Source organism: Coprobacter tertius (assembly GCF_024330105.1).
GTDB classification, from domain to species: Bacteria; Bacteroidota; Bacteroidia; order Bacteroidales; family Coprobacteraceae; genus Coprobacter; species Coprobacter tertius.
Genome location: NZ_JANDHW010000003.1, coordinates 115,470 through 141,235 on the forward strand (window position 1 = coordinate 115,470; position 25,766 = coordinate 141,235).

Consider the following 25,766-nt stretch of genomic DNA (forward strand, 5'->3'; position numbering starts at 1 on the left):
TACTTATTTGTTGGCATTTTCCCAAACAGTATCATAGAACTCATTATAAGCATCGATGTATGTTTCGGGATTCTGATAGGGTAAGAATGGTTTTCCTGATGATTGAGCGTATGTCATAACATCGGGATTTATCATTTCGCTAGCCTGTATTACGCCATCGGAATAATTGATGGCTAATTTCGATAATGTAGCATAATCGACAGGTTCGTTATCCTTGAAATTTAAACTTCCCGCATCAATATCGTCTGAAGTAAGTTTGGCTGCTAAACCTGGTTTAAGTGGAGATTTAAAATCATTTTCATAAACAGAGAAAACGATTTTCGAATCCCTGAATGAGGGATCTTCGGCATATACTTTTTTTATGTAAAGTGGAGCAAGGGCCGTCATCCATCCATGGCAATGAATAATATCTGGAACCCAACGGAGTTTTTTTACAGTTTCCATAACTCCTCTTACATAAAATATGCTTCTTTCATCATTGTCTTCGAACTCGACCCCGTTTTCATCCTGTAAAGTAGCTTTACGCTGGAAATAATCATCATTATCGATAAAATAAACCTGCATGCGTGCAGATTGGATAGATGCGACTTTGATAATAAGGGGATGGTCGGTATCGTCGATGATCAGATTCATACCTGATAATCGGATAACTTCGTGCAGCTGGTTTCTGCGTTCGTTAATCGTTCCGTATTTGGGCATGAATGTCCGTATTTCGCGTCCGTGTTCCTGGATCCCTTGTGGCAGATTCCGACATATAGTAGCGATTTCCGATTCCGGAAGATACGGTGTAATTTCTTGTGTAATAAATAATACCTTACTGGCTTTCATTTTTAAAGTCCTCTTATCTCAAAAATTGTCCTGCAAAGATAATAAAAAAATTATCGTAAAACTCCAAATATTAGAAGTATTAACAAGTCATAGATGCATATCGTATCATTTATATTTCTTTTTGTTATGGTTTGTAAACTTACAGATTTGGTTGAAAAGTCCCTGTATTATAATTTATAGTAATATCGAAACATTTTTTCTTTAATGCTTCTTTGTTTGGGTTTTATTTACTTCTTTTGCATCCGATTTTAAAAGATTAGAAATGAAAGTAATTACTAAGATCGCCGATTTACAACGGGAAGTAGCTGCTGTTAAGGGAGTTGGTGGAAAAGTCGGTCTCGTTCCTACTATGGGGGCACTACATAACGGACATTTACAATTAGTAAAACGTTGTGTATCCGAGAACGATTGCTGTATTGTAAGTGTATTTGTGAATCCCACACAATTTAATGACAAAAACGATCTGCTGCATTATCCTCGTTCTCTCGAAAATGATTGTAAGTTACTCGAATCGGTCGGTTGCTGTATTGCCTTTGCTCCAGCGGTAGAAGAAATGTATCCCGAGGAAGATACGCGTGTCTTTAATCTCGGTAAAGTAGCTGAGGTGATGGAGGGTAAATATAGGCCCGGACATTTTAACGGTGTCGCACAGATTGTTAGTAAGCTTTTTTATGCAGCTACTCCTGATCGTGCTTATTTTGGAGAAAAGGATTTTCAACAAATTGCGGTGATACGCTCGATGGCAAAACTTATCGATTCTCCGGTAGAGATTATCGATTGCCCTATTGTGCGTGAAGAAGACGGCATGGCTTTGAGTAGTCGAAACGCTCGCCTTACCCCTGAACAAAGAAAAAATGCAGTAAATATATCTGCTACTTTATTTAAAAGTCGTAACTTTGCATCTGGTCATTCAGTAACCGAAACGCTTAATTATGTGGTAGATACTGTTAATGCTGTTCCCGGGCTAGAAGTTGAATATTATGAGATTGTCGATGGGAATACTTTATTGCCGGTAAGTGATTGGAATGAGTCGGATTTTATTGTCGGTTGTATTACCGTTTATTGTGGTGAAGTTCGTCTTATCGATAATATTGCGTACCGTCGTTAAAATATAAAGTTGTTTAATAAAAAGAGGATACAATATGTTAATAGAAGTCGTAAAATCCAAGATACATCGTGTAACTGTGACTCAAGCCGATCTGAATTATATCGGTAGTATCACCATCGATGAGGATCTTATGGATGCGGCCAATATCATTGCAAACGAGAAAGTAGATATTGTAAATAATAATAATGGAGAACGGTTTTCGACCTATGTGATTAAAGGAGAACGCGGTTCTGGGGTTGTGTGTCTTAATGGGGCTGCGGCCCGTAAGGTGCAACCCGGAGACATCGTTATTATTATGTCTTATGCTATGATGGATTTTGAAGAAGCCCGAAATTTTAAACCTTCGGTGATTTTCCCCGATACTAAGACGAATAAACTTATTAAATAATTGTAGCTGTACCTGGGAAACAATTTGTTTCTATAATGAGTATGGTACAGGAAATTACCCACCTGTTGAGGTGGGTTTCTTTATCTAAATATGGTACGTGGATGAGATAGTTTCCTGAGGACAGAAAAAATGGAATTTTTGTAATGTTTACACGTAAAGAGATATGGACGGTGTCTTATCCTATCCTGATAAGTCTTGTCGTACAAAATCTTATCAATATAACCGATACGGCATTTTTGGGTAGGGTTGGCGAAGTAGAATTGGGTGCGTCTGCTTTGGCTGGTGTATATTATATGGCTGTGTATATGATCGGTTTCGGTTTCAGTACCGGATCGCAGATATTGATGGCCAGGCGTAACGGAGAAAAACGCTTTAAGGATATCGGCAGTATTATGTTGCAAAGTACCTTTTTCCTTATTTTGTTAGCTGCTTTGTTATGGGGACTTAATGATTTCTGTTCGCCGTGGTTTTTACGATTGATGATAAACTCGAAAGAGATTTATAATGCGACGACCGAATATCTCGATTATCGTATATACGGGTTGTTTTTTTCGTTTATCTCAGCGATGTTTCGGGCCTTTTATGTAGGAATAACCAAAACTCGCATATTAACGGTGAATGCCATTATAATGGCGGTATCGAATATTATTCTTAATTATATTTTTATATTCGGTAAATTCGGATGTCCCGCGATGGGAATCGGAGGGGCAGCTTTAGGATCGGTATTATCTGAATTGATTTCGGTAATCTATTATATCTTATATACCAATGTAAAAGTAGATACGAAGAAATATGCTTTTTTCGATTTTACTCATTTTGATCCGAAGGTGATCGTGAGAGTATTGAATGTTTCTATCTGGACTATGATACAATTTTTTATTCCCATCATAACCTGGTTTGTATTTTTTGTCGCAATAGAACATTTAGGAGAACGTCAGTTGGCGATTGCAAATATCGTACGCAGTGTTTCCACTATATTTTTTATGCCGGTTAATGCATTTGCCGCTACAGCTTGTACTCTTGTGAGTAATGCTATGGGAGCCGGACACCCGGATGAAGTCCCTCGTATTTCGCTGAGGATAATGAAAATGTGTTATATGGTCATTCTTCCCTTGATGTTACTGGTATTTTTATGGCCTTCGTTATTATTACGTATATATACCGATAACCAGGAACTTATACAAGGGAGTATCTTGTCTATGTATGTTATGGTATTGTATTATTTCTTGGCAGTACCGGGTAGTATATGGTTTCATACGGTTGCCGGAACCGGAAATACACGTACTACTATGGTGATCGAAACATTTACGGCTTTTGTATATATGGTTGCTATTTATGTGATAATACTTCTCTTCCGACCGGCAAATGTAGCTTTATGCTGGTTTGTAGAATACATATATTGGGCTGTCTTACTTTTGCTTTCGTGGTTGTATATAAAAAAAGCCCGTTGGCAAAACAAAAAAATATAGAGAATCCCAACCTTTTTTTGTACTTTTGCGTCTTATGGAAAAATTGTAAAAGAAAAAAAGAAATAAGATACTATGTTTGAGAATTTAAGCGAAAGACTTGAACGGTCATTTAAAATATTGAAAGGTGAAGGGAAAATCACCGAAATAAATGTGGCCGAGACTCTGAAAGATGTACGTAAAGCGTTACTCGATGCAGATGTTAACTACAAAGTGGCCAAACAGTTTACCGACACGGTAAAAACAAAAGCGTTGGGAATGGACGTGCTTACGGCTGTTAAACCGGGGCAGTTGATGGTAAAAATCGTTCATGACGAATTGGCGACCCTGATGGGAGGTGACGCAGTGGATATAAACATAACCGGTTCTCCGGCTATTATACTCATGTCGGGGTTACAGGGATCGGGTAAAACGACGTTTTCGGGTAAGCTGGCTAATTTGCTAAAGACAAAACGTTCGAAAAAGCCATTGCTTGTTGCCGGTGACGTATATCGTCCGGCTGCGATCGAACAGTTAAAGGTTCTCGGAGAACAGATACAAGTACCTGTATATAGTGAAGAAGGCAATAAAAATCCGGTTGAAATCGCAAAAAATGCAATTAAACAGGCAAAAGTCGACGGGAATGATTTGGTAATTATCGATACCGCTGGTCGTTTGGCTGTAGATGAGCAAATGATGCAGGAAATTCAATCAATTAAAGATGCTGTAAAACCTCAGGAAATTCTTTTTGTTGTAGATTCCATGACGGGGCAAGATGCGGTAAATACTGCCAAGGAATTTAATGATCGACTGGATTTTACGGGAGTGGTATTGACAAAACTCGATGGTGATACCCGGGGTGGTGCTGCATTGTCGATACGTACAGTCGTAAATAAACCTATAAAATTTGTAGGTACGGGAGAGAAGATGGAAGCACTCGATGTTTTCCATCCGGCACGTATGGCCGACCGTATTCTCGGAATGGGAGACATTGTTTCACTGGTAGAACGGGCTCAAGAACAGTATAATGAAGAAGAAGCCAAACGCTTACAGAAAAAAATTGCCAAAAATCAATTCGATTTCAATGATTTTATAAGCCAGATACAGCAGATAAAGAAAATGGGTAACCTGAAAGAATTGGCTTCTATGATACCGGGAGTGGGAAAAGCGATTAAGGATATGGATATCGATGACAATGCTTTTAAAAGTATCGAAGCGATTATTTATTCGATGACACCTAAAGAAAGGACCAATCCCGAAGTTCTTAACGGTAGTCGTCGTCAGCGTATTGCTAAAGGAAGCGGTACTTCTATTCAAGAGGTGAACCGATTGATTAAGCAATTTGATGAAACGCGTAAAATGATGCGTATGGTGACTCAGACAAAGAATCCGGCTCGAATGATGAAGGGGTTGAAAAGAAGATGACTTTTCCAAAACAGTGATATGATGGAGATTGCCGGCTTTGGATACGAGTTTTTACCTTTCCGTATTACTTTATGCGGGATAGATAAAGACGGAGACAAAGCCGGTAATTTTTTAAGATAACCATAAAATAGATGCTATGCAGTTGATAGACGGGAAGGCTATAGCCGATCAGATCAAAAGTGAAATTGCGCTCGAGGTTGAGCAGATAAAGGCGGCAGGAGGGAAGATACCTCATTTGGCAGCCGTATTGGTAGGGCATGACGGGGGAAGTGAAACATACGTCGCTCATAAGGTAAAAGCTTGTGAACAATGTGGCTTTAAATCGACGTTGATACGGCTCGAAAGCGATGTGACGGAAAAAGAATTACTGGATGTAGTTGACCGTTTGAATAAGGATGTCGATATCGATGGATTTATAGTACAATTACCGTTGCCCAAGCATATCTCGGAGCAGAAAGTGATCGAAGCAATCGATTATCGGAAAGACGTGGATGGATTTCATCCTATTAATGTGGGACGTATGTCTATCGGTTTGCCTTGTTTCGTTTCGGCGACTCCTGCCGGTATTCTGGAATTGCTGAAAAGATATAATATAGAAACAAAAGGAAAACATTGTATTGTATTGGGGCGTAGCAATATTGTAGGGAAACCGGTTGCAACGTTGATGATGCAAAAGTCTAATCCTGGAAATGCTACGGTAACGGTCTGTCACAGTTATTCGACCGATTTAAAAGAGATGTGTTTAAAGGCGGATATTATTATTGCCGCTTTGGGTGTTCCTGAATTTTTAAAAGGAAATATGGTAAAAGAAGGAGCGACAGTTATCGACGTAGGAACGACACGTGTACCGTCGGATAAGACGAAATCGGGTTTTAAACTTACTGGAGATGTTAAATTCGATGAGGTAGCTCCGAAATGTTCTTATATTACTCCGGTACCGGGAGGTGTCGGTCCCATGACAATCGTTTCGTTGATGCGTAACACATTGCTTGCCGGCAAAAAGGCGATATATCAATAATAGTAATTGTATAGGATGCGAAGTTTTGAGCGAAATCTTAAAACTTCGTATCTTCTCTAATTTAATTGCATGAAAACACATTTAATTAATAAGCGATCTTTAGTTATACTGAGGTATTTGTCTGAGGTATTTCTTTTTATTATTATTTCCTTATATGCTTGTACCAGTAATTCTCAGGAAAAACATAACCATAGGTATGGAGAACGATCTTTTAATTATGAATCCCGTTCAGATACTCTTACTCTTTTGTTTGTAGGAGATGCTATGCAGCATTTGCCACAAGTTACGAATGCTAAGATTGAGGGAGGATTTGATTACGACGCCTGTTTCGATAAGATAAGAAATGAAGTGCGATCGGTAGATATTGCTGTAGTGAATTTTGAAACTACTTTAGGTGGAAAACCTTATTCTGGATATCCTCAGTTTAGTTCACCTCGTGAATATGCGGCTGCTTTAAAAAATGCAGGTTTCGGTATATTTCTTACTGCAAATAATCATTGCCTCGATCGTTACACAAAGGGACTAAACCGTACCATTGCCGCCCTCGATACTTTGGGTATAACTCATTTGGGTACTTATACCGATTCGGTTAGCCGAGTACACGAATATCCCTTGATTATCGATAAGAATAATATTCGTATGGCTTTTTTCAATTATACGTATGGTACAAATGGTATCGGTGTCATTTTACCGTCGGTTGTAAATTATATCGATACGGTGCAAATTAAGGCCGATTTGGAAACAGCTAAAATGAAAGGAGCAGAATTGATGATTGCTTGTATTCATTGGGGAGAAGAGTATCATAAAAAACCGACCTATTTTCAAAAACAAATAGCTACGTTTCTACGAAGAGAAGGAGTACAGCTTATTATCGGAGCACATCCTCATGTAATACAACCGATGTCGCTCAAAAAAGACTCTATAGGAGCTTCATGTTTGATTGTGTATTCTCTGGGAAACTTTATCTCGAATATGCAGGATCCCGATACACAGGGAGGCGCTATTGTAAAAGTAAAGGTAATTAAAAATGATCATGGGATCGATATATCTGATGCCCGTTATGCATTACATTATACCCAGCGTCCTGCTCATCGTGCCGGGAAAGGATATGAGGTTCTTCCTGCTGCATCTGTATTGCCTTTTGTAAAAGATTCGTTTCCTTTACTGTATATTCCGATGAAACGATTTGTCGAGAATAACCGACATTTCTTACAAGAAAATAATTATGGGGTTGAAGAATATATTTTTTGAAAAAAAGACGTCGAAGGTATTGTGTGATTAAAAAAAACTTCATATCTTCGCATCGCAATTGAGAAATGGTGAATGTAGCTCAGTTGGTTAGAGCGTCGGATTGTGGTTCCGAAGGTCGTGGGTTCGAGCCCCATCTTTCACCCCAAAGCTATCTGGTTACAGATAGCTTTTTTATTTTATTTACGGAACTAAAAATCCTTTTTATTCGGTATTGTATAAGAAAAGGTCCTGTAAATATGTTATTACAGGACCTGAGAGAATAATATATCGGTGATTATTTCAGTCTTGAATTAATACTTTTTTTGATACCGTGCCTTTTCCCGAAATAATTTTTACAATATATATTCCATTATCGAGGGTACGATAAAATGAACCGTTAATTACAGAAGAAAGTATTTTTTGCCCTTGTAATGTATATAAATCGACTTGTACTTGGCCGTCGGTCGTAATTTGTATTTGATTGTGGGTAGTCGTTATCTTTATATCCGTATCTTTAGAAGTATAATCGCATATACTACTTATATCTCCTATTTCGAATGAGGGGGTCGTAGACATTATGTCTTCGGTAGCAACCATATATGTCTGAAACGGTTTTAATTGTACCGACTGTTTCAATACGAAGTTGTTCCCTTCCAATACATATACATTTGTTGTTTCAGAATTTTTTAATACGTTATTTACATAGATGTTTTTACCGGCAATGGCGTTGTCGGTTACTGTACCGCGGATAAAGTTTTTTTGGACGGTAGGCTCAATGCCTGTAAAAGTGATTTCTCCCGTACCGTTCAGAGCATAGAGGTAGCCTTTATCCGATTCGATTTGAGATAATGAAGTAATATACTCCCAACTATTGTTTTCGGGATTATATGAGATTACATTCAAACAATTATTTTCTTTTGTTTCTGATAAAGTGATTTCATTACCTTCTGCATCGGTAATGGAATTTAGAGTGAAAGGGAATGAGATAGCTTCCCATTTTTGGGCTTGAGAAAAATTATATGTATAATTGATTTGTCCGATTATTTTCTCATTTTCAGTGATTAGCTGTGAATTTTCATTCATGTGGAATACACCGTCTTCATTTGGGTCTAAGGTATGTTCTGTATCTTCGATATTATAATTAATCAGAGCGGAAACGGCAAATAATGCGGTCCATGCATTTACATCGCTGATCGATATTTTGTTTATCGTTTTATTCGGGTCGGTAACGATTCTCATCTCACATAAAGTACGAGTATCACTGTCGTTCAAAGTTCCTGATTTATAATTGAAGAGCCCGGCAGAATAAGCGCCGCCGTTTTTGTTTCCCCAATTACCCATTATCGATTGGTTTGTAACAATTGTTCCATTGGTATAATGTGCTGTTACTGGAGACTGACCGTTATAAACACTAAATCCTAATACCAATATTTCACTAGCATTTACTTTAGTATTGAGAGTAAGTGTTCCACCTCCCGACAATACGTTATTTTTATTATAATCGGCAAGTTTGTATTTGCAACCGGTGTGATCGGAGACAATGTTTCCATCTGTAGGCAATCCGTTTTTCAGAGATTCGTTAACCGATTGCGAATAGAAGATATTACCTTGTCCGTCGCATAAACCTAAGCCTCTCGCATCGTTATATGCATTAGTCGATAGGGTATAGTTTCCTGAAGTACCTGATAATGTCCCCGATTCTGCGATTATGTCCACATTGAATCCTGAGAGAGTAAGGGGGCTGTAATGTTTCATTAATGGCGATGTTTCCATCGGAGCATTCGGATCGTTCATGGCAATGAGGTATTCATTCCATAGTTCTGTCATATTTACAGTTTTGTTAAGCCCATAATATACGGCTTTGGTAAAATTCCAACTGAATCCTAAAGCAATAGGAGCATAGTTGAATCTTTTAATGAATTCGGGATTCTTTTCTTTTGTAAGCCATCCGAAAAAAAATCCGGTATATCGATATCCATCTAAATAGTTACCTCCTGCTGGCCGGTCGGCCATTGTAAAATGGTCATTTAGATAACGTACTGCATCGGCCATACCTTCAATTGCAGCCCATTGCTGGTTTCCGGTTTGGTAGCCCGATAATTCTACCTGTAAAGCATGAGTCATTTCATGTAGTAATACGCCTTTTGTTTCGTACATGAATTTTTCAATTTCAATGTCGGTAGGATTTGATGCATCTCTGAAAAGTTTTTCGATATAGTCGATCGAATAATCGATACCTACGCGTATGTTACCGTTTGCGTCGCTTCCTCCCCATTTAGCTGATGGTGTATTACCCATTCCCGATTTGAGAGTATAAACGAGTGTAACTTTGCTTGGGGAGGGTACTCCGGGTGAGGAGGGATCGTTATAAAGTGTGCGCATAACATCACGCCCCGCAGCATAAATATATTCGTTCATATCGGGTATAAGACGGTGGTAGATTTTCGAACCGGTACGGTCAGTTTCATTATCGACAAGTTCTATTTTACCGAATTTGTAGTTTTCCCAGGGATCGGCATTTTTGTTTTCGCATTTACCTTTTAAGGGGAATAGTATTAATAGTGCGATGAATACTACATGAAATTTTTTTTTCATTTCATTTTATATTTAAAAAGTTAGATATAAGGTTCTGTTCAAAAATTGAAACAGAGAAAATTTATTACAATCATTTAAAATAAGCTAAGAAAATTATCATTATTCAAAGATAAGGAATATTTTGAATGCGTATATTACGGACATACTATTTTGTGATAGTAATATTTATTTAATTATAAGAAATTAAGAGGATGTTTGTAAAAAACATCCCGGTTGCTTTAAACAACCGGGATTGGATGGAAATAGTTGTTTTTTGAATTAAGATATGATTTTTGTTATTTTTTCGGGTAATGCAGGCATTGCTCCTGCACACGAACAGACATACGCAGATGTATCTACTGCGATTTTGTGTGCTTCACATATATCTTTTCCTTTGATTATCGCACTGCAAAATGCTGCGGTGAAAGAGTCGCCGGCTCCAACAGTATCGACTACTTTGACTTGAGGAGTTGTTTGAAAAGACATAGAAGTAGGGGTGAAAACGTAACTACCATTAATCCCACAAGTAAGAATGAGCATTTCTAGTTTGAAATCGGAAACAATTCTTTTACATATTTCCTGTAAGTCGGGTGTATCATAGCCAAACATACGTGAGACGGTGATTAGTTCTTCATCATTGATTTTTAATATGTTGCAATGAGATATCGATTCACGTACGGTATCGGTTGTATAGCAATGTTGCCTTAGGTTTATGTCGAAAATGCGGAGGGATTCTTTGGGTACGAGTCTGATGATATGACGGATGCTTTTACGAGAGATTTCGTTTCTCTGGGCCAGTGATCCGAAACAGATAGCTTTCGCTTTACGGGCAATATCCTCGGCTTCAGGAATAATAGGAATATTGTCCCAGGCTACATTTTCGCATATTTCATAACAGGGGATTCCGTTTTCGTCAAGAGTGATATTTACAGTTCCCGTGGGAAAATCGATTTCGGGTAGTATATAATTTAGTTTTTTCCTTTTTAGATTTTCAATAATTTCTTTACCGAGTTCATCTTTCCCAACAGCACTTATGGCATATCCTTCAAAGCCGAATTGTCCCGAATGATAGGCAAAGTTTGCGGGTGCACCTCCTAATACTTTTCCGGTAGGCAATACATCCCAAAGAATTTCACCGATACCGATAATAATATCTTTGTTTTTCATAAATAATAAATTAACGTTTTCTGTTAGGTTAAAGCCTATAAAATTAGATAAATAATAAGGTATCCAAATTAAAGGTGTGATGAAGAAATGGCAGCTGTTTTTTTAATTTTGAGTAGAAACACAGAAGGGATTACTCATTTTCGGTAGTCCCTTCTGTGTTTTTTATTTATATCGAATTTTTAAAGACGATAAAATTCGAGGTCTTCGATATTGAACTTTTCAATATATTCTGCATTCTTCATTACTTCCGATTCACCGTAATGTATATATACTTCTGCTGAATTTCTGAACGAATTGCATCTGCTCGTATCTTGCAATAGCAGGTGTCCCATAATAATATGTCCTGCCATTTCTACCATACGGCGTGCGTGGAAATCGATATATTCGGGATCTTTAGTTTCGGTAACTGAAGAAACGGTTTTTTCGTATATAGCTGTCATTGCTTTCAACCGGTTTTGTAACGGTATAAGCTCGGGACATATTGGCTGTTCTTCATAGAATTTCATCATGTTGAGATATGTTCCCGTTGTTACGTGACGGATTGCTGCAACTACTTGTAATTGGGTAGTGCCTTCGTAAATAGAAGTAATACGGGCATCCCGGTAAATTCTTTCACAAGCATAGTCTTTCATAAATCCTGAACCACCGTGTATCTGTACACAATCGTATGCGTTCTGGTTACAAAATTCGCTGCCTATTCCTTTTGCCAAAGGTGTAAATGCATCAGCTTGTTTCTGATACATTTTCATTTCGGCACGTTCTTCTTTCTCGAGCTTGCGTTCTTTTGAGATATCTTCGAGAGTTTTATACATATCTACAAAACGAGTTGTTTCGTATAGCAGAGAACGAGAGGCGTCGAGTTTTGCCTTCATTAAAGATAGCATTTCATAAACGGCCGGGAATTCGATAATGGCTTTTCCAAACTGGCGACGTTCTTGAGCATATGACAGAGCTTCGCGATATGCAGCTTCTGATACACCAACCGATTGTGCGGCAATGCCTAACCGTGCACCGTTCATCAATGCCATTACGTATTTTATCAGTCCCATTTTACGGTCTCCGCAAAGTTCAGCTTTTGCATTACGGAAAACCAGTTCGCAAGTGGGAGAACCTTTTATACCCATTTTATTTTCGATGCGTCTAACGGTTACTCCTCCGTCATTCTTGTCATAAATAAACATCGAAAGGCCACGTCCGTCTTTAGTTCCTTCTTCTGACCGAGCCAACACCAATGCGATATGTCCGTCACCGTTGGTAATAAACCGTTTTACACCGTTGAGATACCAGCAACCGTCGGTTTCGCTGTAAGTGGCTTTTAGCATTACGGCTTGTAAGTCCGATCCTGCATCGGGTTCGGTCAAGTCCATAGCCATTGTTTCACCGGCACATACTCTCGGTAAGTATTTTTGTTTTTGTTCTTCGCTGGCAAATTCATAAATTGTTTCTGCACAATCTTGCAATCCCCATATATTTACAAAACCAGCATCTGCCCGGCTCACCATATCAGCTGCCATTATATAGGGTACTAATGAGAAGTTCAACCCATTGTAACGGCGGGGAAGAGAAATGCCCATTAAACCGGCATTGATTAATGCTTCGAGGTTTTTTTCTGTGCCTGATGCATATTTTACATGTCCATCGATAACTTGAGGTCCTTCATGATCGACACTTTCTGCATTTTGAGCAACAATCTCACCACTGATTTCTCCGGCTATTTCAAGGACTTTTTCATAACTATCCATTGCATCCTCAAAATCGAAAGGGGCATAATCGTATTTTTCAGCATCGCTGTAATCTCTTTCTTTCAAGGCGACCAGCCGCTTCATGAGCGGATGATTTAAGTGATGTTTCAGATCACTGTTATCTAAATAGAAATTAGACATATTATTTAATCGTTTTTGTTTTTATTACTTATATTTTCTCATCCCTGCATTTTTCAAAATATCATCGTATTTGTATAATCAGTTCGTATCCTTTCTTGTGGGATTATTTTCTCTGATCCCTGAGAATAAGTCGTGTCGGCCTGAACTGAAACTTCCAATATGATGAAGTTGAAAACGACATTTATTTAGAAATACTTTGTCATAAGGATAAGAGTTTGTCGAAATTTATTATTTAGAATTCTTCTTGTAATATTTTATCATTTTAGGAAGAATATCTTCAACGGTTCCGGTAATTACATAATCGGCGATCGTATTTATCGGGGCATTCGGATCGTTGTTTACCGAAATTATAATAGAACTATCCTGCATCCCGGCAATATGTTGAATTTGTCCCGAGATACCGCAAGCGATATATAATTTCGGACGAACGGTAACACCGGTTTGGCCGATCTGCCTTTCGTGTTCTGCGAAACCGGCATCTACGGCTGCACGTGAAGCACCTACTTCTGCTCCGATTGTATCTGCAAGATCGTATAATAGCTTAAAATTTTCTTTCGACCCTACGCCATAACCTCCGGCTACGATGATCGGTGAGCTTTTGATGTTGATTTTCGATTTTTCCATGTGACGTTCGATCACATCAACTGCAAAATCGGTATCGTAAACATATTTTGAAACATCGAGCTTTACGATTTCTCCTTTATATGTGGGAGAGACGATTTCTTTTTTCATAACGCCTTCCCGCACGGTTGCCATTTGAGGACGGCATTCGGGGTTTACAATGGTCGCTACGATATTCCCTCCAAAGGCAGGACGTATTTGATATAAAAGATTTTCATACTTTTTCCCCTCTTTTTTGTCTTCGTGAGGACCAATTTCGAGAGATGTACAGTCGGCGGTAAGACCGCTATGCAAATAAGATGATACTCGCGGACCCAGATCGCGACCGATACTGGTAGCTCCCATCAGACAAATTTGGGGCTTTTGTTCTTTAAAGAGATTTACCAATACCGATGTATGTGGGAGTGATGTATAGGGAAATAATCTTTTGTCATCAGCCAGATATATCGTATCGGCACCGTAGGGAAATATTTGTTTTTCTACGCCATCGAGGTTACTTCCTACGACGAGAGCTTCGAGTTTACAATTTAGTTTATTAGCCAGGGAACGACCTTTTGTCAGCAATTCGAGGCTTACATCGGCGATAATGCCGTCTTCTATTTCGCAATATACAATTAAATTGTTCATAAAATACTTTTTAGAGAGTTAATGAATATCACCGGTATTATCCGATGGTGTGGTTTACGATCAACTCTTTCATCAGTTCGTCGATCTCATTATCCGATCCGCTGAGCTGTTTGCTCTCTTTAGCTTGGAAAACCACATTTTCTATCGATTTCACTTTTGTCGGAGATCCGGCTAACCCTACTTGATTAAGGTCGGCATCTACATCGGATACGCTCCATTCGGTGAGGTTCAAATAAGGTCGTGATTCGTATAATTTATCGAAATAGTCGTTATCTTGATTTTGCCTTTCGCTGATGGTTTTTGCATATTTATATTTTTGTATCAGTCTTGCGTTGCGCGGACGACAATCGTCGGCACTTCCATTTACTGTGATGACCACAGGCGTTTTACATTCCACTATTTCTATACCCCGTTCGAGACGACGCTTTACGGTTACTTTATCATTATCTGCTTTAATAATTTTTTCGGCGTAAGTGATCTGAGGTATTTTTAATTTTTCGGCAACCTGAGGACCTACCTGAGCTGTATCACCGTCGATAGCCTGACGGCCGCCAATGATAATATCATAATTTTTCAGTTTACGTACTGCGCAAGCCAAAGCATAAGAGGTTGCAAGTGTATCGGCTCCGGCAAAAGCACGGTCGGTCAGTAAAACTCCGCCGTCTGCACCTCTAAAAAGTCCTTCTCGTATGATATCGGCTGCACGGGGAGGACCCATAGTCAATAAAGATACGGTAGAACCCGGGTGTTGGTCTTTTAATTGCAGAGCCTGTTCGAGTGCATTCAGGTCTTCAGGATTAAAGATTGCAGGCAGGGCGGCGCGGTTAACAGTACCGTCTGCTTTCATTGCATCTTTTCCTACATTTCTTGTATCAGGTACTTGTTTAGCAAGTACAATAATTTTTAAGCTCATAATTAAATCGGGATATAGATTATAATATTTTTGTTTATTTTTAATTACGTCAGTTGTAAATCACAAATTTACGGAATGCTTTAAAATAGCCAAGTATTTTCAACGAAAAAATATCTTATCAGAGATATAAAGCCTACCGAGAATTTTCGATGATTCTTTGTTTTATTCATAACTACTTCCATCGAAACAATGCGTACAGATACATTCTTTAGGTAATCCTATCGATTTTACGAGTGTTTCTATCGGATTGAATTTTAATGTAGTTATATTTAATTCTTTACAAATACTGTCGACCATTCTGCAATATTTCGGTGAATTTGTCGTAGCATATTCCGAAAGGTCTTTATCATGATTTCCTTCCAGTTTTTGTATTGTACGGCGGGTAATCAGTTCGAGATCCGATTTAGATGCCGTAAAATTGAGAAATTTGCAGGGGTAAATCAAAGGCGGACAACTGATGCGCATATGTACTTCTTTTGCTCCATAGCGATAAAGATCGTTTACATTATCCCGTAACTGAGTTCCTCTTACGATAGAATCGTCGCAGAATACGACTTTTTTATCTTTGAGCAGGCTTTTATTGGGAATTAGTTTCATTTTGGCTACCAGCTCTCTCATTTCCTGATTGGGGGGAGTAAAACTTCTTGGCCAGGTAGGAGTATATTTTACGATTCCCCGCTGATAGGGTATTTGTTTACCTACTGCGTATCCTAAAGACATGCCTACGCCGGAGTCTGGAATTCCGGAAACAAAATCAGCTTCTATATCGTCTGTTTTTCCCATTTCGAGTCCACAATCAAATCGCATGGTATCGACGTTTTTTCCTTCGTATTCGCAAACAGGATAACCATAATATACCCATAAAAAAGAACAAATTTGCATTTTCTCCCCCGGTTTCCGTAATTGGGTAAATGTGTCTGCAGTAATGTGTACGATTTCTCCCGGGCCGAGATTGTATTCTGTTTCGTATCCTAAATTGGGGAAACTACAGGTTTCTGAAGAAACGGCATAGCAGTTTTTTCCTTTTCCTAATAAAACAGGAGTTCTTCCATATTTATCGCGTGCTGCGATAATCCCGTCTTCGGTAAGTAAAAGAATCGAACAAGATCCTTTGATACGGTTGTATACGTTCTCGATTCCTTCGACAAAGTTTTTCCCTTCTATAATGAGCATCGATACCAGTTCCGATTGATTCGTGATGCCGTTGCTATGTTCGCAGAAATGGTTTCCTTTGGCTAATAATTCTTTTTCGAGTTCGGGTATATTATTGATTTTAGCGACGGTAACGATCGCAAATTTTCCTAAGTGTGAACTTATAATAATTGGTTGAGCGTCGGTGTCGCTAATAACACCGATCCCCGAACACCCTGAAAATGAAGGAAGATCATCTTCGAATTTCGACCGAAAATATGAGTTTTCAATATTATGTATTGCACGAATGAAATTCCCGTTATCTTGTGTAACCATACCGGCTCTTTTTGTTCCCATGTGCGAATTATAGTCTACACCGTAAAACAAATCGGCAACACATGATTTTTTCTTTATAGTTCCAAAAAATCCTCCCATAGTTATTCTGATGTCTTTAGTTTTTTTGAGCTTGTGATGATATATTACTGTATTTTAAATAAAAAGGGAGAGTGCTCGTTCGTACGTCACTCTCCCTTTTAAGGATCAGTTATTTACCGTTTTGTTTTTCTACCCATTTACGTGCATTTACAAAAGCTTCGATCCAGGGTGTAACCTGGTCTTCGTTTTTACGGTCATAAGGATAATAAGCCCATTGCCAGGGGAATATTGCTCTTTCGAGATGAGGCATCAAAGCTAAGTGACGACCATCTTCCGATGCAATACCGGCTATAGCCCAGGGTGAACCGTTGGGATTTGCCGGATATGCGTCGTAACTGTACTGTGCGACAACATTGTATTTATCTTTATCGTATGGTAATTCAAACTTACCTTCACCATGGGCTACCCAAATTCCTAATTTGCTGCCCGATAATGAACCGAACATAACTGAATTGTTTTTCGGTATGGTAAGACCGATAAATTCCGATTCGAATTTATGAGAATCGTTGTGACGCATTTTAGGTTTCTTCTCATGATCGGGAGTGAGCAAACCGAGTTCGACCATCAACTGACAGCCGTTGCAGATTCCTAAACTTAAGGTATCTTTACGGGCATAAAATCTATCGAGGGCTACTTTGGCTTTTTCGTTCCATAAAAATCCTCCGGCCCATCCTTTTGCCGAACCTAAAACGTCAGAGTTGGAAAAACCTCCGCAATATACGATCATATTTACGTCTTCGAGCGTTTCCCTGCCACTGATAAGGTCGGTCATATGCACGTCTTTTACATCGAATCCTGCCAAATAAAGGGAATATGCCATTTCACGATCCCCATTTACTCCTTTTTCACGTATAATGGCTGCTTTTATGCCGTTATGTTGACGCCGGTCGGGATTAATTCCGTATGAAGATAGTTTTCCGGTGAAAGAGGAATTAAATTTAATTTGTATCGGTTGTTGTTTATAATTTTCGAAGCGGTCTTTTGATGATTTTTCTCCGCTTTGTTTACGATCCAATAGGTATGAGGACGAATACCAGACGTCTCGCAGGTGATCGATACCGAATTGATATTCGGCTTCGTCTTTTTTGACGAGTAAATGTCTTTCATTACAAGGGCGTCCTATTTTCAGAAAACCGATTCCGTTATCTTGTAATATTTTTTCTACTTGTATTTTATCTTTTACTTGTATGAGTATACCCGGGTTTTCACTGAATAGAATTTTAATAATATCTTTTTCAGCTATCTTATCGAGATTAATTTCGAGTCCACCTTCTACATTGGCGAAATTCATTTCTAATAAAGCGGTGATCATTCCTCCGGCCGAAATGTCATGGCCGGCAAGTATAAGTCCTTTGTTTATCAATTCTTGTATAGTCTCGAACGCCGAAGCAAAATATTCACTATCTTTTACTGTCGGTACTTCGTTTCCGATTTTATTCAGAGATTGAGCAAAAGCAGATCCTCCGAGTTTGAAAGAATCGAATGAAAAATCGATATAATAAACGGCACTATTGCGATCGTGTACAAGAACGGGGGATATCACTTTCTTAACATCCGATACTTCTGCTCCGGCTGAAATGATGACTGTTCCGGGTGAATATACTTTTTCATCTCCGTATTTTTGCGTCATCGATAAACTGTCTTTACCGGTAGGAATGTTTATACCCAATTCGCAGGCAAAACGGCTACAAGCTTCTACAGCTTTATAAAGTCGTGCGTCTTCTCCTTCGTTTTTACATGGCCACATCCAGTTTGCACTTAAGGAAACGCTTTGCAACCCTTCGCTGAGAGGTGCCCATATTATGTTAGTCAGTGATTCGGCAACCGCCAATACCGATCCGGCTTCGGGATCGGCCATAGCGGCTTGGGGAGCATGGCCTATAGAGGTTGCGATACCGGCTTTTCCCCGGTAATCGAGGGCAACGACTCCGCAATCGCTAAGCGGAAGTTGTATTTCTCCCTGACATTGCTGGCGGGCTACTTTACCGGTTACCGAACGGTCTACTTTATTTGTTAACCAGTCTTTGCAAGCGACAGCTTCGAGTTGCAAAACATTTTCGAGATATTCGTGTATTTTACTTGTTACGTATTTTACGCCTTGATATGTTTCGATAATTGTTTTATCTTTCATGACAGTACGCGGTGCTTTTCCGAACATATCTTCCATTGCGAGATCAATAGGTCTTACTCCGTCTGCTTGTTCGAATACAAATCTCATGTCTCCGGTAGTTTCTCCTACTACATACATGGGAGCTCGTTCCCGATCAGCTATTTGGCGTACTTTTTCGATGTCTTTTTCTTGTATTACCATTCCCATTCGTTCCTGGCTTTCGTTCCCGACAATTTCTTTTGCCGATAAGGTAGGATCTCCAATGGGCAGTTTATCCATTTCTATTTTACCACCTGTGCTTTCAACTAATTCCGAAAGGGCGTTCAGATGCCCCCCGGCACCGTGGTCGTGTATCGATACGATGGGGTTTTCATCAGCTTCAGCCAAGGCTCGTATCACATTAGAGGCCCTTTTTTGCATTTCAGGATTAGCCCGTTGAATGGCGTTTAATTCGATTGCGTTGGCATACACACCGGTTTCTACTGAAGAAACAGCTCCTCCACCCATTCCGATACGGTAATTATCACCGCCCATTACCACTACTTTTTGTCCGGCTTCGGGAGTTCCTTTTAATGCATCCCTCATTGTCCCGAATCCTACGCCTCCTGCCAGCATGATTACTTTATCATACGCAAATTTTTTGTAATTTTCGGCATGTTCGAAAGTTAATAAAGATCCACAGATAAGAGGTTGTCCGAATTTGTTACCGAAATCAGATGCTCCATTAGATGCTTTCACTAATATTTGTTCTGGAGTCTGATATAACCATTTACGCTCGGGCATGGCATTTTCTTCCCATTCACGACCTTCTTCGGTACGTGGGTACGAAGTCATATATACGGCGGTACCTGCTATAGGGAGACTGGCTTTTCCTCCTCCCAGACGGTCTCGTATTTCTCCTCCGGTACCTGTTGCTGCTCCATTGAAAGGTTCGACTGTAGTAGGGAAATTATGAGTTTCGGCTTTTAACGAAATGACAGTTTTTATGTCTTTTATTTCGAAATAGTCGGGTTTGTCTTGCGAAGCGGGTGCGAATTGTTCGACTTCGGGGCCTTCGTTAAAAGCGACATTATCTTTATACGCTGATACAAGACGATTCGGGTTGTATTCTGAAGTCTTTTTAATCAGTTTAAATAACGAACTTTCTTTTTCTTCTCCATCGATAATAAAAACACCGTTGAATATTTTGTGGCGACAATGTTCCGAGTTTACTTGAGAGAAACCGAAAACTTCGCTGTCGGTAAGCTTACGGCCGATTTTTTTACTTAGCTCATTTAAGTAGTTAACTTCGTCATCACTCAGGGCCAAGCCTTCTTGTTTATTATAGGAGACAATATCGTCGATATAAACGATAGGATCGGGTTTTTTATTTATTTCAAATATTTGCTGGTTCAATCCATTATACATGCGTTGCAACATGGGATCATGTTCTGCATCTTTGTCTTTTGCCGCAAAATATTCTTCAATACGGGTTATTCCGGATAGTCCCATATTCTGGGTAATTTCTACCGCATTTGTACTCCAGGGAGTAATCATTTCTTTCCGGGGGCCTATAAACCATCCGCCGAGTTGTTTGTCATCCGTTACTTCGGCTTGGCTGAAAAGCCAGCACAACTTCTCTTTCTCTTCAGGGGAAAATGAGTGATCAGCTTCTACGGCTATCACTGTCTGATCTGGTGTTTTGAAAAAAAGAACCATTTTTTGTTATTTAGTTGTTCGATCTATGCAGTATGGAATGCCTGGAAATGAAAAAATATGATAAATATCTTATACTCAAATTGCTATTGTATTTATCTTTATATTTTCAGTTTAATAAGGTTTGCAATTCCCCTGCAAAATTAATCAAAACCTGCATTCTTTAAAACATTTAAGACAAAACAATTTATGCGGTTTTCACAATTAACTATTATATTTGCATTCACAAAGTATATTTTTCATCTTTTATAAATAGAATAAAACTGATAATAGTGGATTTAATGCTATACACGATCATAAGGGGAGTAGCTATCGGTTTGCTGGTTTCTGCACCGATGGGACCCATCGGAGTCTTATGCATTCAACGTACTTTAAACAAGGGCAGGTGGCCCGGATTCGTGACTGGTTTAGGAGCTTCTTTATCTGATTTGTGTTATGCTTTACTAACAGGCTTCGGGATGTCATTTATTACTGATTTTATAGAAACAAATCAGAATTTGTTGCAGATATTAGGCAGTTTTGTTTTGGTTGGTTTCGGGGTATATTTGTACCGTCAAAATCCGGCGAAAAATATCAGGAAGCAAAGTAAGAATATAGGTACTTATACACAGGATTTCGTAACGGCTTTTTTCCTTACTTTGTCAAATCCGCTTATACTGTTTCTATTTATCGGGTTATTTGCTCGCCTTAATTTTTTCCTTCCCGAATCTCATTTACCTGAATATATTGCCGGATACATATCGATAATTATAGGTGCTATAGGTTGGTGGTTGACTATAACTTTCTTGGTAAATAAAATACGTACCCGATTTAATTTAAGAAGTTTATGGATGATAAACCGCGGAATTGGCATTGTCATGGTTATTATGTCTTTGGTAGGTTTTATTATGGGAATAGATGCGTATTTCAATCTTAAATTAATTTAATCAATAATGCTATGAATAAATCGATTGTTGTCCCGTATATTGCTAATCTGGATAATGTTGCACTCGAAGATCTTTCTGATATAATGGAAGAAAAAGCAGCTCGTCAGAGTATTGAGTGTGTAAACTGGCCTGGTCAGTTTAATTATAAACCGATTACAGTATTTAATATAGCTCGTAGCGATAAATATCTGTATATTAATTTTTTTGTCCGTGGAAATTGTCTCTTGGCGGTTACGACTTCAGATAACGGACCGGTATGGGAAGACAGTTGTGTGGAGTTTTTTATGCAGGTTCCGGGAGAGCAGGAATATTATAATTTTGAGTTTAACTGCATCGGTACTGCATTGGCTGCAAAGCGTAAGAGTAGGGAAGAGTGTGAGCATTTTCCTCTCGAAAAAATGGCTTTAATTAAAAGATATGCTTCAGTCGGCAATAAACCTTTTCAGGAAATGCAGGGTATTTTCGCATGGGAACTTTTAGTGGCCATTCCGTTTGAGTTGATGGGTCTTGATGGTAAGGCTCTCCCACCGAAAATTAAGGCGAATTTTTATAAATGTGCCGATAAAACAAGTCTTCCTCATTTTTTGAGCTGGAACCCGGTGAAATCTCAGTCCCCTGATTTTCACCGTCCCGAATTTTTCGGAGAATTGATTTTCGATGCTGAATAATATAGAATAATGGTAATATATGCAAGGCGGAAAATATATTTTTCCGCCTTGTTTTATGGGTATTTATTGTGGAATGTATCCTTTATATTTTCCGGTAAGTTCGTTTCGCATGAGATATTGTGCGGTTTGTAACATCGAGAATACATAATTTTTCATACTATCCTGTAATGCCGGATTTATTATTTTTTCCTGTTCTACACTGTTCTTTACATGAAGTAACCATTCTTGTTTGTCGGCTGGCCGGTTGATATAAAAATGGTCATGATCGATGCACCCTATTGCGTCGTCGGATGTAAAAAAGATATAAGGCCTTTTATCATGAAGCAGATCGACTCCAAATCCGTTATTCGTATAATCTATATTCAGTAATCCGAGTAGGGTGGGACCTATGTCGATTTGTCCGCCCAATGCATTATTCGCTTCAGGTTTTATATAATTCGGAGAATAAAATAGGCAAGGGATATGGTTGTAGGATAGTGGCATATCGCTGTGAGGTTCACCGACTTTTTTCCCGTGATCTCCAAAAAATACGAAAATTGTATTTTTGAACCACGGTTTTGATGATGCTTGTTTCATAAAGTCTGCGATTGCCTTATCTGCGAATTCTACAATACGAGTTTCATCGGTATGACTGTGTGCTTTAAAATCTTTCGGAACGATATAAGGGGGATGATTGCTGATACTTAGTAAAACACTAAAAAAAGGATCTCCGTTTTTCGATTCTCGATCGATCGTTTTAAGGGCATATTCGTATAAAAAGTCATCCTGCACTCCGAAGCTGTTGACTACTTTTTCTTTGGGGTAGTTCTCTTGGGAATAGATTTGGTCGAATCCGTTAGTTCGTAAAAATCCGTTCATGTTGTCATATTGTGATTCATGAGTCATAAAAAATAAAGTCGTGTATCCGTTATCTTGTAAAATTGTAGGTAATCCTGCATAAAACGGAATGACAGCTCCTTTCATCGAATTGTGCTTCATTAGTGCAGGATATGAATACAATACCGAATGTATTGCATGGTTAGTGTGAGTCCCTGCCGAATAGAAATGATCGAAGCATAACGAATTGTTGGCAATGCTGTCGAGAAAGGGTGTTAATTCTTGTGTGTTGCCGTATCTTTTTAATAATTTGGCCGACATCGATTCCATAAAAATGAGAATGACGTTTTTTCGGTTCGGTTCTCCTATATGAGTGATATTGCGTGCGATCGGAGAAATATCGGGTAGAGAGTCGGTTATGTTCAGTTCTTGCCGAACGAGCTTTATTGCTTTTGTATCGTCCATGAGTTTTATTCCTTGATTTTCAGATTTTGAAGCTTCGAGAGAACTTCTCAGAAGGTTAAAAGAAGGACTTATTCCCAATTGATTTAAAAAAGTATTGTTACAATAGTATGCCGCGCTTACCCGTATCGGGTTATAACCGGTTCGTCCTCTGATGCCGAAGAAACATGCTCCAATGATAAGGACAGAACATCCTCCGATCGCTAATTTAGTTACTCCTGTCGTTTTTTTTACGGGCGATCCTATTTCCTTTAAAAACATTTGTAAAAGACGGTGGGTTATAATATAGAAGGATATAATGATCAATAGGAGAAAGCCGAATGCCAGCAGGTAAGATAGTTCGCCGAACATCATGCCTACCGTGGTCCCTACATAAGAAAACCAGTTAAAAATAGATGCATTTATATGTTTGAAAAAATAATCGAAATAAGGAATGTCAGCAGCCGAAATGGTAAAAGCAATGCTGTAAAAGATGCAAAAGTATAGGTTGATACTCTTATAAAGTCTTTTCCCGTAATAGTTGAACAGTGAACTGATAGAAACCGTTATCAGAGGTAATACAAGAATGTAGCACGCTACTACGTTATCCATCCATAATCCCCTGAGAAAGGCTTGTGACTGTATCAGAAATCCTCGACTGGCTTCATCGATATAACTATGACCTTGTATGTACAAAATAATTCTGAACAGGGTAAATATGGCAAGTCCGAGAAAATGTATTGACAGGATATACCGTAGAGAAATAAAATATTGTTTCATTTTAATGAAAGATATATGAATTTTATGCTGCAAATATACTTTTAATTTTATTCAAAAAATAATAAGCCGGTTTACGATGAAATACCTTTTTATTGAAATGTTAAAAGAATACTTCTGATAAAGGAAAAGATATGACTGCGAATGTAGAACTTATTACTATTGTTTATAGGCATGGCAGGTAAAAAAATACCCTGTCTATTTCGAAAAGACAGGGTAAAGTTATATAATCATAAATTTTTTTTAATCTTCTTCGGTATAACGAATAATCGTTTGTTCACGATCGGGACCTACCGAAACAATTTTAATAGGAACTTCTAATTCGGTTTCGAGAAAATCGAGATAGGCATTAAATTCTTCGGGGAATTCATCTTCGCTCTGCATTCCGGTCATATCGGTTTTCCAACCGGGTAGTTCCACATAAACAGGTTCTATTTTTTCGTCGATTTCGAAAGGGAATTCTGTAATTTCTTTTCCATTTATTTTATAAGCGACACAGGCTTTTATCGTATCGAAACTATCGAGTACATCGCTCTTCATCATTATTAGGTGGGTAACGCCGTCTATCATAATGGAATATTTCAGGGCTACCAGGTCTATCCATCCACAACGACGTGAACGTCCGGTAACAGCCCCGAATTCGTGACCGATGCGCCGAATGGTTTCTCCCGTTTCGTCAAATAATTCGGTGGGGAACGGACCGCTACCTACCCGTGTACAATATGCTTTAAAAATACCATAAACATTTCCTATTTTACTGGGGGCTATGCCTAAACCGGTACATGCTCCGGCACATATGGTGTTTGAGGAGGTAACAAACGGATAAGATCCGAAATCTACATCGAGTAGTGTACCTTGCGCACCTTCTGCAAGTACCGACTTTCCTTCTTTCAGGTAATTGTTTATTACGTGCTCACTATCGATAAGATTGAATTTTTTCAGATATTCTGCTGCTTCCATCCATTGGGCTTCGAGTTCGGCAATGTCATAAACATAATTAAGCGATTTCAGTATTTTCTCGTGTTTCGCTTTTGCTTCGGCATATTTGCGGTTGAAATCATGTAGCAAATCTCCCACTCGTAAACCGTTACGACTTACTTTATCGGTATAAGTAGGACCTATTCCTTTCCCGGTAGTTCCTATCTTGGCCGAACCTTTCGCTGCTTCATAAGCCGCATCGAGCATTCGATGAGTTGGCAATATCAGATGTGCTTTTTTTGAAATATACAAACGTTGCGTAAGATCATGTCCGCTTTTGGCAAGTTCTTCGGCCTCCTGTTTGAACAATAATGGGTCGAGAACGACACCATTTCCGATTACGTTTATTTTACCTCCTTGAAATATACCTGAAGGAATAGAACGTAATACATATTTCTGACCGTCGAATTCTAAGGTATGACCAGCATTAGGCCCTCCTTGGAAACGGGTAACGACATCATAGTTGGGAGTAAGTACGTCTACGACTTTTCCTTTTCCTTCGTCTCCCCATTGCAATCCTAACAGAACATCTACTTTCATTGGTGTTTAAATTTATTGTAAT

At 38.8% G+C, this 25,766-nt stretch carries 18 protein-coding genes and 1 tRNA gene; 9 read left to right on the forward strand and 10 right to left on the reverse strand.

The genetic code is table 11. The annotated features are described in order from the left end of the window. Positions 1–3 precede the first annotated feature (3 nt). Positions 4–828, reverse strand: coding sequence for a glycogen/starch synthase (locus NMU02_RS03955; protein ID WP_255025959.1), 825 nt, complete (start codon positions 826–828; stop codon positions 4–6). 262 nt (positions 829–1,090) lie between these two features. On the opposite strand from NMU02_RS03955, the gene panC reads away from it, so the two are divergent. The 7 genes from panC to NMU02_RS03990 all read left to right on the forward strand — a co-directional run bounded on the left by panC (position 1,091) and on the right by NMU02_RS03990 (position 7,608). Beyond that, positions 1,091–1,936 (forward strand): pantoate--beta-alanine ligase, encoded by an 846-nt coding sequence (panC, locus tag NMU02_RS03960; protein ID WP_255025962.1) that lies wholly within the window; start codon positions 1,091–1,093, stop codon positions 1,934–1,936. A gap of 34 nt (positions 1,937–1,970) precedes the next feature. Continuing rightward, complete coding sequence (gene panD / locus NMU02_RS03965; protein ID WP_255025963.1) at positions 1,971–2,324, forward strand: aspartate 1-decarboxylase; 354 nt, start codon at positions 1,971–1,973, stop codon at positions 2,322–2,324. Between the two features lie 143 nt (positions 2,325–2,467). Next, the gene (locus NMU02_RS03970; protein WP_290427106.1) at positions 2,468–3,793 is read left to right on the forward strand and encodes an MATE family efflux transporter; all 1,326 of its coding nucleotides are present in this window, start codon (positions 2,468–2,470) and stop codon (positions 3,791–3,793) included. 72 nt (positions 3,794–3,865) lie between these two features. Continuing rightward, positions 3,866–5,194 (forward strand): signal recognition particle protein, encoded by a 1,329-nt coding sequence (gene ffh, locus NMU02_RS03975; protein WP_255025964.1) that lies wholly within the window; start codon positions 3,866–3,868, stop codon positions 5,192–5,194. A 136-nt stretch (positions 5,195–5,330) separates the two neighbouring features. Further along, entirely contained in the window at positions 5,331–6,212 is an 882-nt protein-coding gene (gene folD / locus NMU02_RS03980; RefSeq protein WP_255025965.1) for a bifunctional methylenetetrahydrofolate dehydrogenase/methenyltetrahydrofolate cyclohydrolase FolD, read from the forward strand. Positions 6,213–6,281: 69 nt separating this feature from the next. Beyond that, positions 6,282–7,463, forward strand: a complete 1,182-nt coding sequence (locus NMU02_RS03985) for a CapA family protein (protein WP_255025966.1) — start codon at positions 6,282–6,284, stop codon at positions 7,461–7,463. A gap of 68 nt (positions 7,464–7,531) precedes the next feature. Further along, positions 7,532–7,608 (forward strand) — tRNA-His (locus NMU02_RS03990). Positions 7,609–7,742: 134 nt separating this feature from the next. On the opposite strand, the gene NMU02_RS03995 is transcribed toward NMU02_RS03990, so the two are convergent. From NMU02_RS03995 to purL, 7 genes are all read right to left on the reverse strand, one after another. Then, positions 7,743–10,037, reverse strand: a complete 2,295-nt coding sequence (locus tag NMU02_RS03995; RefSeq protein WP_255025967.1) for a basic secretory protein-like protein — start codon at positions 10,035–10,037, stop codon at positions 7,743–7,745. 258 nt (positions 10,038–10,295) lie between these two features. Beyond that, a complete protein-coding gene (locus NMU02_RS04000; protein ID WP_255025968.1) occupies positions 10,296–11,183 on the reverse strand; it encodes a carbohydrate kinase family protein in 888 nt (295 codons plus the stop codon). A gap of 179 nt (positions 11,184–11,362) precedes the next feature. Beyond that, positions 11,363–13,066, reverse strand: a complete 1,704-nt coding sequence (locus NMU02_RS04005) for an acyl-CoA dehydrogenase family protein (RefSeq protein WP_255025969.1) — start codon at positions 13,064–13,066, stop codon at positions 11,363–11,365. A gap of 228 nt (positions 13,067–13,294) precedes the next feature. After that, positions 13,295–14,314, reverse strand: coding sequence for an electron transfer flavoprotein subunit alpha/FixB family protein (locus tag NMU02_RS04010; RefSeq protein WP_255025971.1), 1,020 nt, complete (start codon positions 14,312–14,314; stop codon positions 13,295–13,297). Positions 14,315–14,351: 37 nt separating this feature from the next. Then, positions 14,352–15,227: an electron transfer flavoprotein subunit beta/FixA family protein gene (locus tag NMU02_RS04015; protein ID WP_255025972.1), complete on the reverse strand. Its 876-nt coding sequence runs from the start codon at positions 15,225–15,227 to the stop codon at positions 14,352–14,354. A gap of 162 nt (positions 15,228–15,389) precedes the next feature. Continuing rightward, complete coding sequence (locus tag NMU02_RS04020) at positions 15,390–16,793, reverse strand: amidophosphoribosyltransferase (protein ID WP_255025973.1); 1,404 nt, start codon at positions 16,791–16,793, stop codon at positions 15,390–15,392. A gap of 109 nt (positions 16,794–16,902) precedes the next feature. Continuing rightward, positions 16,903–20,601 (reverse strand): phosphoribosylformylglycinamidine synthase, encoded by a 3,699-nt coding sequence (gene purL / locus NMU02_RS04025; RefSeq protein WP_255025974.1) that lies wholly within the window; start codon positions 20,599–20,601, stop codon positions 16,903–16,905. 278 nt (positions 20,602–20,879) lie between these two features. Here purL and NMU02_RS04030 point away from each other — a divergent pair, with 278 nt between their 5' ends. Both NMU02_RS04030 and NMU02_RS04035 read left to right on the forward strand, forming a co-directional pair. Continuing rightward, on the forward strand, positions 20,880–21,524 hold the full coding sequence (locus NMU02_RS04030; protein ID WP_290427107.1) for a LysE family translocator: 645 nt from the start codon (positions 20,880–20,882) through the stop codon (positions 21,522–21,524). 11 nt (positions 21,525–21,535) lie between these two features. Next, the gene (locus NMU02_RS04035; RefSeq protein WP_255025975.1) at positions 21,536–22,192 is read left to right on the forward strand and encodes a carbohydrate-binding family 9-like protein; all 657 of its coding nucleotides are present in this window, start codon (positions 21,536–21,538) and stop codon (positions 22,190–22,192) included. Positions 22,193–22,255: 63 nt separating this feature from the next. On the opposite strand, the gene NMU02_RS04040 is transcribed toward NMU02_RS04035, so the two are convergent. Together NMU02_RS04040 and NMU02_RS04045 are read right to left on the reverse strand one after the other, a co-directional pair. Beyond that, positions 22,256–24,229 (reverse strand): LTA synthase family protein, encoded by a 1,974-nt coding sequence (locus tag NMU02_RS04040; protein ID WP_255025976.1) that lies wholly within the window; start codon positions 24,227–24,229, stop codon positions 22,256–22,258. A 240-nt stretch (positions 24,230–24,469) separates the two neighbouring features. Continuing rightward, positions 24,470–25,744: an adenylosuccinate synthase gene (locus tag NMU02_RS04045; RefSeq protein WP_255025977.1), complete on the reverse strand. Its 1,275-nt coding sequence runs from the start codon at positions 25,742–25,744 to the stop codon at positions 24,470–24,472. Between the last annotated feature and the right edge of the window lie 22 nt (positions 25,745–25,766).

Excerpts from the sequence above, each read along its gene's own strand:
- NMU02_RS03985 (WP_255025966.1), top strand. The coding sequence starts at position 6,282 with ATGAAAACACATTTAATTAATAAGCGATCTTTAGTTATACTGAGGTAT.
- panC (WP_255025962.1), top strand. The coding sequence starts at position 1,091 with ATGAAAGTAATTACTAAGATCGCCGATTTACAACGGGAAGTAGCTGCT.
- NMU02_RS04030 (WP_290427107.1), top strand. The coding sequence starts at position 20,880 with ATGCTATACACGATCATAAGGGGAGTAGCTATCGGTTTGCTGGTTTCT.
- NMU02_RS04035 (WP_255025975.1), top strand. The coding sequence starts at position 21,536 with ATGAATAAATCGATTGTTGTCCCGTATATTGCTAATCTGGATAATGTT.
- NMU02_RS04000 (WP_255025968.1), bottom strand. The coding sequence starts at position 11,183 with ATGAAAAACAAAGATATTATTATCGGTATCGGTGAAATTCTTTGGGAT.
- NMU02_RS03970 (WP_290427106.1), top strand. The coding sequence starts at position 2,468 with ATGTTTACACGTAAAGAGATATGGACGGTGTCTTATCCTATCCTGATA.
- NMU02_RS04010 (WP_255025971.1), bottom strand. The coding sequence starts at position 14,314 with ATGAACAATTTAATTGTATATTGCGAAATAGAAGACGGCATTATCGCC.
- NMU02_RS04045 (WP_255025977.1), bottom strand. The coding sequence starts at position 25,744 with ATGAAAGTAGATGTTCTGTTAGGATTGCAATGGGGAGACGAAGGAAAA.
- purL (WP_255025974.1), bottom strand. The coding sequence starts at position 20,601 with ATGGTTCTTTTTTTCAAAACACCAGATCAGACAGTGATAGCCGTAGAA.
- NMU02_RS04020 (WP_255025973.1), bottom strand. The coding sequence starts at position 16,793 with ATGGGAGGATTTTTTGGAACTATAAAGAAAAAATCATGTGTTGCCGAT.
- NMU02_RS03955 (WP_255025959.1), bottom strand. The coding sequence starts at position 828 with ATGAAAGCCAGTAAGGTATTATTTATTACACAAGAAATTACACCGTAT.
- panD (WP_255025963.1), top strand. The coding sequence starts at position 1,971 with ATGTTAATAGAAGTCGTAAAATCCAAGATACATCGTGTAACTGTGACT.
- NMU02_RS04040 (WP_255025976.1), bottom strand. The coding sequence starts at position 24,229 with ATGAAACAATATTTTATTTCTCTACGGTATATCCTGTCAATACATTTT.
- NMU02_RS04015 (WP_255025972.1), bottom strand. The coding sequence starts at position 15,227 with ATGAGCTTAAAAATTATTGTACTTGCTAAACAAGTACCTGATACAAGA.
- NMU02_RS04005 (WP_255025969.1), bottom strand. The coding sequence starts at position 13,066 with ATGTCTAATTTCTATTTAGATAACAGTGATCTGAAACATCACTTAAAT.
- ffh (WP_255025964.1), top strand. The coding sequence starts at position 3,866 with ATGTTTGAGAATTTAAGCGAAAGACTTGAACGGTCATTTAAAATATTG.
- folD (WP_255025965.1), top strand. The coding sequence starts at position 5,331 with ATGCAGTTGATAGACGGGAAGGCTATAGCCGATCAGATCAAAAGTGAA.
- NMU02_RS03995 (WP_255025967.1), bottom strand. The coding sequence starts at position 10,037 with ATGAAAAAAAAATTTCATGTAGTATTCATCGCACTATTAATACTATTC.